At 69.0% G+C, this 15219-nt stretch carries 7 protein-coding genes; all 7 read left to right on the top strand.

Going from position 1 to position 15219, the window contains the following annotated elements; translation table 11 throughout:
• Positions 1-19: 19 nt before the first annotated feature.
• Entirely contained in the window at positions 20-799 is a 780-nt protein-coding gene (locus tag V9G19_RS20550; RefSeq protein ID WP_462287271.1) for a PP2C family protein-serine/threonine phosphatase, read from the top strand.
• 2 nt (positions 800-801) lie between these two features.
• Positions 802-2682: an FHA domain-containing protein gene (locus V9G19_RS20545; RefSeq protein WP_462287270.1), complete on the top strand. Its 1881-nt coding sequence runs from the start codon at positions 802-804 to the stop codon at positions 2680-2682.
• Positions 2679-4277 (top strand): serine/threonine protein kinase, encoded by a 1599-nt coding sequence (locus V9G19_RS20540; RefSeq protein ID WP_462287269.1) that lies wholly within the window; start codon positions 2679-2681, stop codon positions 4275-4277. The genes V9G19_RS20545 and V9G19_RS20540 overlap by 4 nt, the downstream gene beginning before the upstream one ends.
• A 132-nt stretch (positions 4278-4409) precedes the next feature.
• On the top strand, positions 4410-10568 hold the full coding sequence (locus V9G19_RS20535) for an Ig-like domain-containing protein (protein ID WP_462287268.1): 6159 nt from the start codon (positions 4410-4412) through the stop codon (positions 10566-10568).
• A 21-nt stretch (positions 10569-10589) separates the two neighbouring features.
• Positions 10590-11558, top strand: coding sequence for an AAA family ATPase (locus tag V9G19_RS20530; protein ID WP_462287267.1), 969 nt, complete (start codon positions 10590-10592; stop codon positions 11556-11558).
• A gap of 43 nt (positions 11559-11601) precedes the next feature.
• A complete protein-coding gene (locus V9G19_RS20525; protein ID WP_462287266.1) occupies positions 11602-12837 on the top strand; it encodes a DUF58 domain-containing protein in 1236 nt (411 codons plus the stop codon).
• On the top strand, positions 12834-15194 hold the full coding sequence (locus tag V9G19_RS20520; protein WP_462287265.1) for a transglutaminaseTgpA domain-containing protein: 2361 nt from the start codon (positions 12834-12836) through the stop codon (positions 15192-15194). Before V9G19_RS20525 ends, V9G19_RS20520 begins: the two co-directional genes overlap by 4 nt.
• The last annotated feature ends 25 nt before the right edge of the window (positions 15195-15219 follow it).

Genomic DNA, 15219 nt, shown 5'->3' with positions numbered 1-15219 from the left:
GAGTGGCTATCGTTCTTGCGTGCTCGCGGTGGAGGTGGGGATCGCTTCCCATGTCGGCCGGGTCCGTGAGATCAACGAGGACGCCATTTTTGCAGGCACCCGGCTGTTCGCCGTCGCCGACGGCATGGGCGGGCACGCTGCCGGTGACGTCGCGAGCCGGACCGTGGTCGATGTGCTCGCTCACCTCGACGGCGCGCCGCTCGACCCCGGTGCCCTGCGCTCGCGGGTGGCGGTGGCCAACGACGCGGTCCTTCACTATGGCCGCACCCATCCGCAAGGGGCGGGGCTGGGCACGACGTTGGCGGGTATCGCGCTCATCACCGAATCCGGTGTTCCACATTGGGCGGTGTTCAACATCGGGGACTCACGGGTCTATCGGCTGGCCGACGGCACCGTCCGGCAACTGACCGTCGACCACTCGGAGGTCGAGGAGATGGTCTCCGGCGGGCTGATCTCGCGGGAGGAGGCCCGCCACCACCCCTCGCGGCATATCGTCACTCGCGTCATCGGCGAGATCCCGCCGCCGGTGCTCGATCTCGTGGTCGTGCCGGTCATCCACGGCGATCGCTGGCTGATCACGAGTGACGGGCTGACGTCCGAGCTGGACGATGACGACATTGCCCGTCAGCTTGGTCGCGGCGAGAGCGCATCGGCGACGGCTGCACACCTGGTCGAGTCCGCGTTGGGCGCCGGCGGGCGAGACAATGTGTCGGTGATCGTCGTGGACGTGACCGACGCCGAGCTGGCGGCCCTCGATGTGGCCCAGACGACGATCCCACGGGAGAAAGTGGAGAGCTGACCATGACGACTGACGGTTTCGGCCCCGCCGACTATGTGACGGGCGCGGGCCTAGTGGTGCTGCGCGCCCCGGTCGCCGTCCTGCTGACCGGGGCCGCCGGCCCCGATCTCGCCCGAGAGTGCTATGCCGCGGCCGGCAGCGCGGACCCGGTCGAGGCGATCCTCACGCTCTTCCTCAAGAACGGTCTGTATGCCGCTCCCGAGTTCGCGATCGTGCGTCGCGGCCGTGGCGGCGACCCGACCCGGGTGTTGTTGCGCGGGAAGCTGCGTGCATGTGTGCGTGCGGGCGATGATGAGCAGACCATCGAGGAGCCCCGGGGGATCGCCGACCGCGACGTCGCCGCGGCGTGCGCGGTGGAGTTCGCGCTCACCGGGCCGGACCAAGGCCTGGCCGAGGTGCGCCTGCCGCTGGCCGATGGGATCGTGTATGGCCGGTCCCTGACGGTCGCCGGGGACGACCTCGCCGCGCACTCGGGGGTTGCGCTTGGTGGGGAGGCGGACGACGTCCGGGTCGACGATGCAGGCGACGAATCGCCCGACCCGCCCCTGCCCGCATTGGCCCTCGAACCGGAATCCCAGCGTGAGCTGGAAGTTGAACTCGCGCCGGAGCCGCAACCCGAACCGATGGCTGAACCCAACCCGGAATCGGAACCCGAGCCCGAGTCCCAACCCGAGCCCGAGTCGCAACCCGAGCCCGAGCCGCAACCCGAACCGGAGCCCGAGCCCGAGCCCGAGCCGGAGCCCGCACCAGCGCCCGAGCCGGAGCCCGAGCCGACGCCGGAGCCCGAGCCCGAGCCCGCACCAGCATCGGAGCCCGAGCCGGAGCCCGAGCCGACGCCGGAGCCGGCGGCCGAACCCGAGCCGGAGCCCGCACCAGCGCCCGAGCCGGAGCCGCAGCCCGCACCGGAACCAGCGGCCGAGGCCAGCCCCACCGACGACTTCTTCGTCTGGGGGGAATCGACCCGGGACGAGGGGGAACCCGCGGAACGGCAAGCCGAGGGCCGGGTGGCGTCCGGGCCGGAGCCTGGGGAGGAGCCCGGGCCGGAGCAACCCCGGGTGAGCGATCCGTGGTCCTGGAACGACACCGACGACGGCCTGGTTGCGCCGCCGGCATACGACCGCCCACGACTGTCCAAGGAGCCGCTTGCCGCGGCTGGCGACGAGCACGGGCTGATCGAGCGCGTTCCCTTCGGGGGCAGCGGAACGGGGGCAGCGGCATACGAGAGCCCCGCTCCGCAGGAGCAAGAACCCAACCCGCCGGTGATCGACCCGCCGGTGATCGACCCGCCGGTCATCCAGCCGCCCGGGGGGCCGCTGGCGGCGGGCCTGGATGCGACGACCGTGCGAATCCCGGAGCCCTCCGAGGGCGATCTCGACGTCACGATCGCTCGCTTCGAGCCGCCGGCCGCCGCACCGCACCGCGGTCAGCTCGTCTGGGCGGCGCGCTGCCCGCAGGGTCACCTCACCTTGGCCTTCCAGACTCACTGCCGGGTCTGCCGGGAAGTCGTTCCGCAGCAGGAGCCGATCGAGGTGCCCCGGCCCCCGCTGGGTCACCTGAACGCCTCCTCCGGGCAGAGCATCGAACTCGACCGGGACGTCTTCCTCGGCCGAGCGCCGCGGGTGCCAGCGGACTTCGAGGGCGATCAACCCCACCTGCTGCGCCTGGTCGACCCGAGCCTGGAGGTCTCCAGCCAGCATCTGCACGTGTCCTTGGACTACTGGGTGGTCTCCGTCACCGACCTGGGCTCGACCAATGGCACCGAGGTCATCTATGAGGATGGGCAGCGGCTGACGCTCACCCCGCAGGTGGCCGTCCCGATCGACCCCGGCACGACGATCGTCCTCGCGGGAACCGTCAACGTCACCTTCGAGGCGAGCCCGTGAAAGCTGCGCCGTCGGCGCCACAAATACCGGGCCATACCGTCGTCAAGCTGCTGAGCAGTCGCGGCGGCTTCGGCGACGTCTATCTCTATCAGGAGGAGGCGCTGCGCCGGGAGGTCGCGATCAAGGTCATCCGAGACCATTCGCTGGAGCCGTCGGTCCGGGGCCGGTTTGAGGCCGAGGCCAAGACGATGGCGGCCCTGGAGCATCCCAACGTCGTGCGGATCTATGGGACCGGGATGACCAAGGACGGGCGGCCATACATCTCGATGATGTATTGCCCCAAGCCGACGATGGCCGAGCGGGCCCTCGGTGGCCGGCTGAGCGTCCACGAGGTCCTCGACATCGGGGTGTGCGTCGCCGGAGCCGTCGAGAGCGCGCACCGGGCGGGCGTCCTGCACCGGGACATCAAGCCGGCCAACATCCTGACCATGCCCTGGGGAGCTCCCGGGCTGACCGACTTCGGTGTCGCCGCCTCGCTGGGCCCGGAGGCCGATGACGACGATGTCGGGGTCTCGATCCCGTGGTCGCCGCCGGAGATGCTGTTCACGACGACCCGCGGCTCGCGGGCCAGCGATGTCTACTCGCTTGCGGCGACGATCTGGCATCTGCTCGTCGGCCGCTCCCCCTTCGAGCTGCCCTCCGGCGACAACACCCGGATGTCGCTGATGTCCCGCATCCGCGACGCGGTCCCACCCGGCACGGGTCGCGCCGATGTTCCGTCCTCGCTGGAACGTATCCTGCGCCGCGGGATGGGCAAGGACCCGGCGCTGCGCCCGCAGACCGTCGCCGAGCTGGCGCGCTCGCTGCAGTCGGTCCAGATGGAGATGCGTCTGCCGGTATGCCCGTTCGTCGTCCTGGAGGGGCGCAGCTCCGACCCGCCGCCGGTCGCGCCCTCGCGGCCGGGTGGGCCCGCGGGCGAGCCGGGCGAGGGGCTGGACCGCACGCGCCGCCGCGCGCCGATGGGGGAGGCCCCGGTGCCCTCGACCAGCTCCGGGGTGCAGCGGGTCAGCCCCCTCGGCGAGTCCGGCCAAAGCGCCGCCGGTCCGTATGCCGGGCGCCCCCTCGACGGGTCCAGCGGCACTCGGCCCAAGGATCTGGAGGCGCTGACCGGTGACCCGCCGCCCGGCCGGTCCGGGGCACGCCGTGCCCCGGTGGCCGATGACGATCCGCCGATCGGAACCGGCCTGCTGGTGGCCGGGGCCGCGATTGTTGCCGTCGCCGCATTAGCGCTCGGCTATGTCATTTTTGGCCGCGGAGATGACCGACCCGACCCGGGCGGGCCAGCGCCGCAGGTGAGCCAGACCCGGGCGGAGTCTCGTCCGGGGGCACCGGCGGCGGACGTGGGAGAAATAGAGATCACCGCCAAGCGCAAAGGCAGCACGGTCACTTTCACCTGGACCTACGACGGCCAGCAGGACGGCGACGACTATGAGCTCGACGTGGAGGTCGACAACGGGGAGCCGGTCGGTAAATATGTCGAGGAGCCGAAGTACGTGGTGCGAGAGGTGCCCCAGGGCAGCGAGGCGTGCGTGGTCGTCCAGGTGGTGCGCAAGGGGATCCCCATCAGCGCGGCGTCCGATCGGGTATGTGGCTGAGCCGGGCCGTGATGAGCCGAGACACCCGATGAGGACATGCCCCCAATCACATGCCCCCCAATCGAGGGACAGACGGGGCGAGGCAGCATTCATACGATGCCGTGGAGCGGTTAGGTCAGGAGGACGACAGTCATGAGGCGTGGCCGGGTCCGCAGCCTCGCGAGCGTAGTCGCCGCGACCTGCGCCCTCACCGGTGTGACCGGGCTCGCCGTGCTGTCCTCCGGGGTGCCGGTCAACACCGTCGAGGGCGCCGACTCCGGGGTCTGGGTCAGCACCAACGCCGACAATCTGTTCGGCCGGTTCAACAAGACCGCCCGGACCCTGGACCTCGCCGTCCGTCCGCCGGACTCCACCCAGCCGACGGGAACCCTGGACATCCATCAGGATGGCGACACGGTCGTTGCCCAGGACCGCGGCAACGGCTCGCTGTGGCCGGTGGACACCGTGCTCGGCACCATCCAGACCGATGGCCGCGTCAACGTGCCGCCCCGGGATGCCACGGTCGCGCTACGCGGCGGGACCATCGCCGTCCTCGACAAGAAGAGCGGCAAAATCTGGGGCGCTCGCTATTCGGCCGACGACCCCATCCCCGACCTCGCGGGCCTGGAGAGAGACGGCGAGCCGCTGGCGAGCTTGACCAGCGGCCAGAACGACGACACCGGCGTCGCGGTCACCGAGGACGGAACGATCCTGGCCGCGGACCGGACCGGCCGACGGATCCGGATCGCGCCCAAGGGGGATGCCTTCGACAAACCCCAAACCGTCGCCACCACGGTGAGCCGGAAGGAGGTGCGCGTCACCTCGGTCGGAGATCACGTCGTCTTGGTCGATCCGGTCGAGGCCACCGTGCAGGTGGACGACGGCCGGCCGGCTCCCCTTGACGGCGTGGCCAAGGGGGCTGACGGGAAGGCGACGCTGCAGGTCCAGCAGCCGGGACCGGACCGGCCGGCTGTGCTGCTGGCATCGGCTCGGGAGCTGATCGCGGTTCCGCTGGCCGGAGGCAAACCCGAGGTCGTCTTTTCCGGCGGCACCGGCTCCGCGGCACCGCCCCTTGTCGTCGGTGATTGCTCGTATGCCGCCTGGGCCGGCAAGACCGGCCGGCTCACCGAAGCGTGCGGCGACCTGCCGCCGCAGGAACTGTTCGCCGATCGCGAGACAGAGCTGACCCAGCCGGTTCTGCGGGTCAACCGCGGCTACGTGGTCCTCAACGACCAGAGGTCAGGCCGCATCTTCGACCCGAAAACCGAGGCGCTTGACGACTCGTGGGAGACGGTCAGACCGAAGACGACATCGGACGAGAACGCCAAGAATGCGCGGGAAGCCGACAAGGACGACCCCCCCACGGCCAACAACGATTCCCTCACGGTTCACGCGGGGCAGGCCGCCCAAATCAATCCGCTCGACAACGATGAGGACCCCGCCGGCGGTGTCCTGTCGATCACGGCCGTGGAAGGCGTCAGCAATGGCCGTGCGACGATCTCGCCCGACGGCCAAACCCTTGGCGTGCAACTCGCCGAGGGCAAGAAGTCGATGAAGTTGCGCTACACGATCACCAACGGCCTCAGCCAGAAGAAGTCCGAAGCCGACGTGACGATCCGGGCGGCCAAGGGCAAGAACAAAGGCCCGAACCTGGACACCGGGCTCACGCATCCCAAGCCGGTCGTGGTCGCGGGGCAACAGGCGATCATCCCGGTGACGATGTATTGGCGCGACCCCGAGAACGACCCGATCGTGCTGACCAAGGCGAGCGCCAAAGACCCCAAGCAGGGCACGGTGTCGATCACCCCCGACGGCGCCAGCGTCGAGGTCGAGGCCGCAGCAGCGGCGGCGGGGACAATGGTGGTCGAGATCGAGGTTTCCGACGGAGAAACGTCACAACCGGGCAAGGTCGAGATTGCCGTTCAGCCCGCGACGTCCGCCGCGGTCAACCCGGTCGCCTTCCCCGACATCGTGCGGGGCGTGCCCAAACACGACATCGTCGTCAGCCCGCTCGACAATGACCTCCCCGGATCGGATCCGAGGGACCCGGACGCGACCTGGAGCCTTGGCGACGTCTCACCCGAGGGCGATGCGAAGGTCACGGTCACGACTGACGACAGCACCGCGGTGACCCTTCGAGCCGCGCAGCCGGGAACCTATCTGGTCAGTTACACCGCGGCATACGGGGATGGCAGCGACCGAGGGACCATCCGGCTCGACGTCGTCGATCCCACCAAGGCGTCGCCGGAGCCGATCGTCATGCCCGACCTCGCCGTGGTGCGTGGCCAGTCCCCAACCACGGTCGACCTGCTGGAGAACGACGTCGACCCCCGGGGACGGCTGCTGTCCGTCCAGTCGGTGAAGTGGGCCGACCCCGGCAAACCGCCGCCCTTCCAGGCTGCTGTGGTCGGTGGGCGGTGGCTGCGGATCGTTCCGACCGGCAAGGCAGCGGCGGGATCGATCTCCCGGCTGACGTATGCCGTCACCAATGGCGTCGAGCAGCAGACCGGGGAGGTGTCGGTGACGACGCTCGCGCCGGGCGACCAGGATGTCGTGACCACCCGGCCGGACCGCGGGACCGTCCGGGCAGGCGACATCGCGACCTTTCCGGTCGTAGAGAACGACAGCGCGCTCTCGGGTGCGTCGCTGTCGTTGCTGCCTGACGCTCAAACCGAGGACGACCTGCCGGTCGGCCAGTTGCCGGCCACCGACGACGCCGACCCCTCCAAGCAGGTCGGGACGGCGTTCGTTGCCGGGTCCTCGGTGCGCTACTTCGCCCCCAAGAACCTCACCTCCGAGCGCACCGTCAACATCCCGTATGTCGCCCAGACGCCCGACGGTGTCCGCAACGGCGCCATCCTGACCGTGACGGTCAAGCCCAAGCCGACTGAGGACAATACGGGCAACTCTCCGCCTCAGCCTGAATTGGTGGAAGCCCGCGTCCCCCAGGGGGAGACGATCCCGATCCCGATCCCGACGTCCGGCCGCGATCCGGACGGCGACTCGGTCACGGTCACCGCCATCGGCTCGGCGCCGAAGCTCGGGCGCATCCTCAGCGTGGGCGCAAACAACCTGACCTACCAGGCCTACCCCATCGGGACGACGCTGGGCACCGACACCTTCACCTATGTCGTCACCGATCGCTTCGGGTTGACGGGCACCGGCACGGTGCGGGTGGCCGTCGGCACACCGGGCCAGCTACAACCGGCAATTCCGCTCGAGGATGCGGTCACGGCCGCTCCCGGCACCGACGTCACGGTGTATCCCGCCGAGAACGACCTGATCCCGCGGGGTGATCCGGTGCAGGTGCGGCCGCTGGAGTCGATGAACACCAAGCTGCCCAAGGGGGTCGCGCTGGACCAGAAGGCAGGCGTGGTCACGGCCCCTGCACCCGCCGAGCCGGACCGGCCGCTGGTGCTCGCCTATGGCTTGACCAGCCAGGCCGGGCAGTCGATCCCGAGCTCGATCACGGTCCGCAGCCGGGAGGGTTTCCAGAACCCCCCGCGGGTCTATGACGTGGCGGCCACGCTCGACGTCGACGATTCGGGCCAGGCCAAGGACAAGCCGACGGCGACGGCCGAAGTGTTGGAGCGGGCATACGACCCCGACGGGGATTCCACGAAGCTCACCGTCACGGTCGACGACCCTCGGGCCACGGTGCGCGGGGGCAAGGTCACCATCGATGTCAGCGGTGAGGTGCCGCGCTCGATTCCGTTCACGGTGACCGACGAGGACGGCGCGGTCGCCGGTGGCGCCATCGCGGTGCCGACCGCCCGCGGCGACGGGCACTATCTGTTGCCCGATGCGGCGATTGCGATCGAAAAGGAGCAAACGCGGAACTTCACGCTGGGCGAGTATGTAGCCTCGACGTCCGGGAAGCAGGTTCACCTGGTCGAGAAGGGCCTGGTCGCGAGCCCGAGCAAGCTGCTTCCGAAGGTCACGGCCACCAAGAAGCTCGACTCGTTCACGCTCACGGCCGGGGACAAGGATGGCCCCGGCGCGGTCGTCGTCCCCGTGGTGGACGCGGCGGCGGCGAAGGGGACGCCGCCCACCGTCCTCAGCATCCCGGTCACCGTGGGCACCCCTGGACCGCTGCTCACCTGTCCGACCGTTCCCTTCTCGCTGTCGCCCGGCAGCCCGCTGCGGCTGGACATCCCGAGCGTGTGCTCGGTCTGGGCGGCCGACCGCAAGGACGCGCAGGCGTATCAGGCGCGCTGGGCCGGGCAGCCGATCGACGGGGTCGAGATCAAGGCCGAGGGCCGGATTGTGCAGTTGACGGCGAATGATGCGGCCACGGGGTCGGGCGAGGTGGCGGTGTTCCCGGTCGGGTTCGAGGGCCGAGCCGAAACCCTGAAAATCACCGTGGCGGAGCAGCTGCCACCCACGCTCTCCCCCGTCTCGGCGCAGACCAAGGGCGGCCAGACCTATCAGGTGGATCTGCGCGGCCTGATGACCTCCCCGTTGCAGTCGCCGCAATTCACGGTCCTTGACGTGCGCCAGACGGGCGGCTCCAACTCGGGGGTCAACTGGAAGGGCTCGGTTGTCGAGATCACCCCACCCGGCGACGCCTCGGGAATCCTGACCTTCGATGCCCGGGCGAGCGACGTGTCGGAGCCGGACCGGCAGGCCACACGCAGCGCGACCTCGACGATCCGGCTGCAGGTGATCAACAAGCCCGACCCGCCGACCGATGTCGTGGCCCAGGGCGCCATCGAGAACGGCCAGGTCCGCGTCGACTTCCGTCCCGGCGACGATAACGGTTCCCCGATCGAGTACTACGAGGTCGAGACCCTAGGCGGCGGCAGCGGGCCCAAGCGCTGCACGGCCGCCCCGTGCTTGATCACCGGCATCGAGGCCGGCCAGAAGGTGCGCTTCGTGGTGTATGCCGTCAACGCCGTCGATCGCAGCGAAGCCTCGGCCCCGTCCCCCGAAGTGATCGCCGACGAGGTCCCCGGGGCGCCGGTGGGCCCGCGCGTCACTCCGGGCGACGGCTTCGTCGAGTTGGCTTGGAGCGCGGCGCCCACGAAAGGTTCAGCAGTCACGGACTACGAGATCTCGGTGGACAGTGGATCCCCACGCTCATATGGTCCGAGCACCACAGCACGGGTCTCCCCGCTGACCAATGGCGAGAGTTACTCCTTCCAGATCCGGGCAGTGAACGACGCCGGGCCTGGCCCTTGGGCGTCAACCTCAGCGATGCCCATTGGGGCTCCGGACACTCCGGCAAACTTCCAAGCCGAAGGAGTTGGCGACGGAACCGTGAACCTCAGTTGGTCGGCCAGCAGGGCGAACGGCCCCGGGCCGGTCACGTACGCCGTGACCGACAACGGTGTGGATGTAAGCGCATGTCGGACCGAGGCCACGAGTTGCTCAACATCCGTGACGCTCGATGGGTCGACACACAACTACGTGATCACCGCAACCAACGGCGTCCCACTCCCGTCAGGCCAGGCGAGCGATTCGTATGTTGCCGTCGGTACGCCCGCAGGCGCCACCATCAACAGCATTGTCGCGTCTGGGGTCGACCAAACAGCCACGCTGAATTTTACAAGTGGGCCAACAAACGGTGGTACTGGCACCGTGACCGCGAAAATCGGCGGCGTGGATGTCGGGCATGACACCGTGGATTCCGCTGGCGGCTCGGGCTCGTTCTTGATTACAACGCCGGACTACGGATCGTACGAGGTCAGTGTCACGGTCTGCAATCAGCAAGTGGCCTGCAGCGACCCCAGCACCTCCGCGACGGTGATCATCTATGGGCAATTGTCCACTCCCGACGTCAATGCCACCTGGGACAGTGCAGCGGGAGAGATCAAAGCGAGCGCATCCGGAAACGGAATGGGCAAGGATTCGTCATTAACGTTGACTATTGCGGGAGAGGCTGTAGATGTCACCGATTCCTGCAGTGGTAGCTGTTCGGTCGCTGGCTCGAAGGCCTTCACCCCAGGCTCCACCGTCACAACTATTAAGGTGGTTGCGACTATTCGCAGAAGCGATGGATCGGCCGAAGTGAGCAGATCAACTACTGCGGAAGTGCCAGCTGCCCGAAACCCCGTCGTCTCGGTTTCCATCGGGGACGGCACGGGAGAGTGCGAGGGGATTGAGGGATGTCGGTCGGTCATGGTCACGCCGACGGATTTCCCAGATTCGACCGTTTATTGCGTGTCTGAGATCTTCAATGGGACGAGTTACGGACCAGGAGGAGACACGGTTACGGTGGGGTCTATAAAAACGATCGACTACTTCGTCCCGACAGGGAGCGGAAGTGTCACGGTGACGTGTGGTGACACTACTGGCACGCAGACCTTTTGACGTCAATGAAAAGGCAGTGAAATGACTATTACCGATGACGAGGCCCGCTGGTTCGCCGAGACGTGCGGGCGGATGGCGGACAATATCGAGATTGCGGTGCGCGGGAAGCAGCATGTGATCCGGTTGACGCTGACCTGCCTGTTTGCCGGGGGTCACCTATTGCTCGAGGACAACCCCGGGACAGGCAAAACCCAGTTGGCCAAGGCGCTGGCCAACACCGTGCAGGGGACGCACAGCCGGATCCAGTTCACGCCCGATTTGCTGCCGACCGATATCACCGGCGTCATGATCTATGACCAGCGCAACCAGCAGTTCGGCTTCCACAAGGGGCCGATCTTCGCGACGATCGTGCTGGCCGACGAGATCAACCGGGCCTCGCCCAAGACCCAGTCGGCGCTGCTGGAGGTCATGGAGGAGGGCCGGGTCACCGCGGACGGCGTCGGCCACAAGGTCGGCGACCCGTTCATGGTCATCGCCACCCAGAACCCGATCGAGCAGGCCGGCACCTATCGCCTGCCCGAGGCCCAACTCGACCGGTTCCTGATGAAGACCTCGATCGGCTACCCCGGGCACGACATCACGGTCGCGTTGCTCGCCGACGCCGAGAACCGCGACCGCAGCAGCGGCGTCGGCCCGATCATCACCTCCAGCGTTGTCGGGCAGATGGTCGACATGGTCGCCAAGGTTCACGTCGACGACGCGATCCTCAGCTATGTCGCCCGCCTGTCCGAGGAATCCCGTCGCCACCCGCACGTCTCGCTCGGGCTCAGCGTGCGCGGGGGGCTGGCGTTCATCCGCTGCGCCAAGGCCTGGGCGGCCGGCCAGGGCCGCCCCTACGTCACGCCCGAGGACATCAAGGACCTCGCCCACCCGGTGCTCGCCCACCGGCTGCTGCTCAGCGACGAGGCGCAGTTCACCGGCGTCCAGATCGCGAGCGTCATCGACGACCTGATGAACGATGTTGCGGCGCCGGCCTACCGCGGCCACTGACCCGGCGCCGCGCCCGCCACGCTTCGCCGGCGCGACTCAGGCGATGGCGCAGGCGCGGGACGGCATACGGGAGACGTGGGAAGCGACCAGCGAGCAACGCGAGCCGGTCGCGCGGGTGTTGCACTGCGTCTCGCCGCTCGGCTGGGGCGTCCTCGCCGGGGCGGTCGGCTGCTGGGTGCTGGCCGCGCTGTTCGGGTGGACCGAGGCCGCGTATGCCGCGGTCGGCCTCCTCGTCCTCTTTGCCCTCTCCTGCCTGCTCACCATCGGCCGCACCCAACTCCAGGTCTCGCTGCGGGTGCACCCCTCGCGGGTCGCCTCCGGCGACGTGGCCGTCGCCGAGATCCGGGTGCGCAATACCGGCAAGGCCCCGCTGTTGCCGGTGCCCCTCGAAGTGCCCTGCGGCGACACCTCGACCCGCTTCCTCGTGCCCGGGTTGGCGCCCGGGCAGGACCACGACGACGTCGTCGTGCTGCCGACCCAGCGGCGCGGGGTTTATCCGATCGGCCCGGCCATGACGCTGCGTGGTGACCCCTTCGGGATAGTCCGGCGGACACTGTCCTGGACCGAGTCGAGCGACTTTTTCGTCCACCCGCGAACGGTTTTCGTCGAGCCGTTCGGGACCGGGGTGTTGCGCGATCTGGAGGGCCGGACGACCAACGACGTCTCGCTCAGCGACCTCGCCTTTCACGCTCTCCGCGAATACCAGCCCGGCGATGACCAGCGGCACATCCATTGGGCGTCCACGGCCAAACGCTCCAGCGTCGCCGGCGACACCGCCTTCATGGTCCGGCAGTTCCTCGATACGCGCCGCACGCATGTCGGGGTTGTCCTCGACTGCGACGAAGCGTCCTACGCGAACGAGAACGAGTTTGAGACCGCGGTGCAGGCGGCCGCCTCGATCGCCCGTCGCGCCGCGTCGGATCACGTCGACCTGTCCGAGGCATCCGGGCCATTCCTGTTGGCCCGCACCACCGGCCATTCGGCGATCGACCTCTATTCGCGGGTGCGGCTCGGTGACGAACGCGTCGACCTGGTCGCAGCGCGGCTCGCGCGGCGTTCGCCCAACATGAGCACGGTTGTCGTCGTGTCCGGTTCGCGGGTGGACACGCGGGTGTTCGCCAAGGCCGCCTCGGTGTTCACCTCCCGGGTGCACGCCGTGATGCTGCAGATCTCGCCCGGCGCCGAGCTGGCCCGGCAGCGCTCCGCCGGGCGCACGCTGATCACGATCGGCTCGCTCAGTGACTTGAGCCGGGCGCTGGTTGCGGGAGCGCCGGTATGACGAGTGCAAGCCTGGGCCGGTCGCTGTTCATGTCCCGCACGCAGGGACGGGACGCGGTCATCGGCAAGGGCGTCCAGGTCGACATCGCGATGGCGCTCCTGACGGCGCTCGTCGCCGTGCTTCCGTGGATGGGCACCTTCGACGGGTTGCGTTACCTCGCAATCGCTCTCGTTGGCGCGGTCCTCGGCGTCGGCGCCGCAGGGCTGGCGATCCTGCTCGGCCGCACGTGGCTCGCGGTGCCGCTCGCGGGGCTCGCCTATGTCCTCGGTGCGGCGGTGATCGTCGCGGGCGGGCTGCCGGGGGGTTCCGCATTCACGCGGGCGCTGCGCCTGCCGGTGAGCGGGTGGAAGATCCTGCTCACGACCGTGCCGCCGGTCGACGGCAGCGGCGTCCTGACGGTCTTGCCCTATCTGTTGGCTTTGGTTTGTGCGAGCGGGTCCTATCTGATCGCGCGGAGCAGCCGGGGGCCGTGGGCGCCTGTGGTGCCCGGGTTGGCGACCTTCGTGCTGACCGTGGTGACGGGGACGCTGGACGCCTGGCAGCCGCTGGCCACCGGACTCGCCTGTGCCGTGGCCGCAGTCGGCTGGGCATCGCTTCGCCGGCGCCGTCGGCTGCGGGTGGTCGGGACGGGTGCCGGGGTGGTGCAGCAGGCCGGGATTGCCGCGGCCCTGCTCGCGGCGTCGGGGTTGGTCGCCTGGGTGGCCGGTCCGCACCTGCCGGGGGCGAAGCCGACCCGGTTCGTGCTGCGCACGGTCGTCGACCCGCCCTTCGACGTCAGCCAATACCCCTCGCCGCTCATGGGGATTCGCAACTACAGCGAGAAGATGAAGCTCTATTGGGATGAGGAACTGCTGCGGGTCTCCGGGATGCCCGACGGTTCACCCCTGCGGCTCGCGGTCCTGGACTACTACTCCGGCCACGTGTGGACCTCGGGGCAGGGATCGAGCGGAGCGGGCGGCGTGTTCCGTCGGGTCGGGCGCAACATCCGCGCCGGCGACTGGGCGTCCTCCACCAGCGTGACGTCCCGCATCACCGTGACGGCCAGCTATTCGTCGATCCTCGAACTGAACATGTGGGTGCCCAACGCCGGGCCCTGGACTCATGTCCAGTTTGATGGCGACCGGTCGGATCAGCTGCGAGATTCGCTGCGCTACAACACCGAAACCGGGCAAGGTGTGGTGCCGGTGCGCCTCGGTGCCAATGACGTGATCGTCACGACGGCCAGGCTGGTGCGGGACGTGCCCAAGGAGGGGCTGGCGGCGAACGCAACCCCGCTACTGGATGCCGACAGCACGGCATTCGTCGATTCCACCGCGGAAGCGATCGCCGGTGACTCACCGATCCTGTGGACTCGTCTGATGGCCATGGGGAACTCCCTCAAAGGCAACTGGACCTACAACGATGGCGCAGCGACCACGGACGAGAACATCCCTCCCGGGCACAGCGTCGGGCGCCTGACGACCTTCCTCGAAGCGGACCGGAGGGGGAGTCCGGAACAGTTCACAGCGGCCTACGCGCTGATGGCCAACGACCTCGGCATGCCAACGCGCGTCGTCCTGGGCGCGTTCGTCCGCGACGGCACCGTCCATGGGCGGGACGTGCGCCCTTGGGTGGAGATGCAGGCCGATTCCGGGGAGTGGCTGCGCGTCCCCGACACGGTGTTCATGGGGACCGAGAGCAAGAAACCTGACGACAACAACACGCAACAGAGCCTGCCGGTGAATCGCGATCTCGTGCCGCCACCGCTCGGCGAGGGGGCACCGGGAGCGGTCGAGGCGCAGACCGGCGCCGAGACGGGTGCCCTGCGCAGTCCGACACGGACGAACACCGGCGCTGGAGACGGGCCGCTCCCCTTCACCGTCCCGCCCTGGGTGCGCCAGACCGTCCGCTATGGCGGACCGCCGACCGGTGGCCTCGCCTTGCTGGCGTTCGCGGTCGCCGCGGCGCGCGGGGCTCGCCGCTACCGGCGGCGCACGATCGGGTCGACGAGTCATCAGCTTGCTGCCGGTTGGCGCGATCTGGTCGACCACACCCGGGATCTCGGGGTGGCCGTTAACCCGCGGCTGACCCGGCAGGAGCAGGCCCGGGTGATCGGGCGGCCGGATCTCGCCGGCGCCGCCAACCGGGCCGTCTTTGGGCACGGCGACCCGGATGTGTCGGAGGTCAGCGCCTACTGGAGTCTGCTCACGAAGGCGCGCCGCGACGCCAGTAAGCGGGCTCCCTGGTATCGCCGCCTGCTCCGCCCGTGGAATCCGCGCAGCTTCCTGGTCCGCGATCCGGTGATCACAACCGAGGTCCTGAGCACGCGCCGTCGGCTGGCGATACCGGCCCTGCGGCTGCGGCGCGCGAGCAACTGATTGGCTGATGGGAGAGCGGATCATT

The organism is Nostocoides sp., from assembly GCF_037045025.1.
Classification (GTDB): Bacteria; Actinomycetota; Actinomycetes; order Actinomycetales; family Dermatophilaceae; genus Nostocoides_A.
Note: the sequence above shows the minus strand (reverse complement) of the source record. Positions and strands in the feature narration are given on the sequence as shown.

Excerpts from the sequence above, each read along its gene's own strand:
- V9G19_RS20545 (WP_462287270.1), top strand. The coding sequence starts at position 802 with ATGACGACTGACGGTTTCGGCCCCGCCGACTATGTGACGGGCGCGGGC.
- V9G19_RS20535 (WP_462287268.1), top strand. The coding sequence starts at position 4,410 with ATGAGGCGTGGCCGGGTCCGCAGCCTCGCGAGCGTAGTCGCCGCGACC.
- V9G19_RS20530 (WP_462287267.1), top strand. The coding sequence starts at position 10,590 with ATGACTATTACCGATGACGAGGCCCGCTGGTTCGCCGAGACGTGCGGG.
- V9G19_RS20525 (WP_462287266.1), top strand. The coding sequence starts at position 11,602 with ATGGCGCAGGCGCGGGACGGCATACGGGAGACGTGGGAAGCGACCAGC.
- V9G19_RS20520 (WP_462287265.1), top strand. The coding sequence starts at position 12,834 with ATGACGAGTGCAAGCCTGGGCCGGTCGCTGTTCATGTCCCGCACGCAG.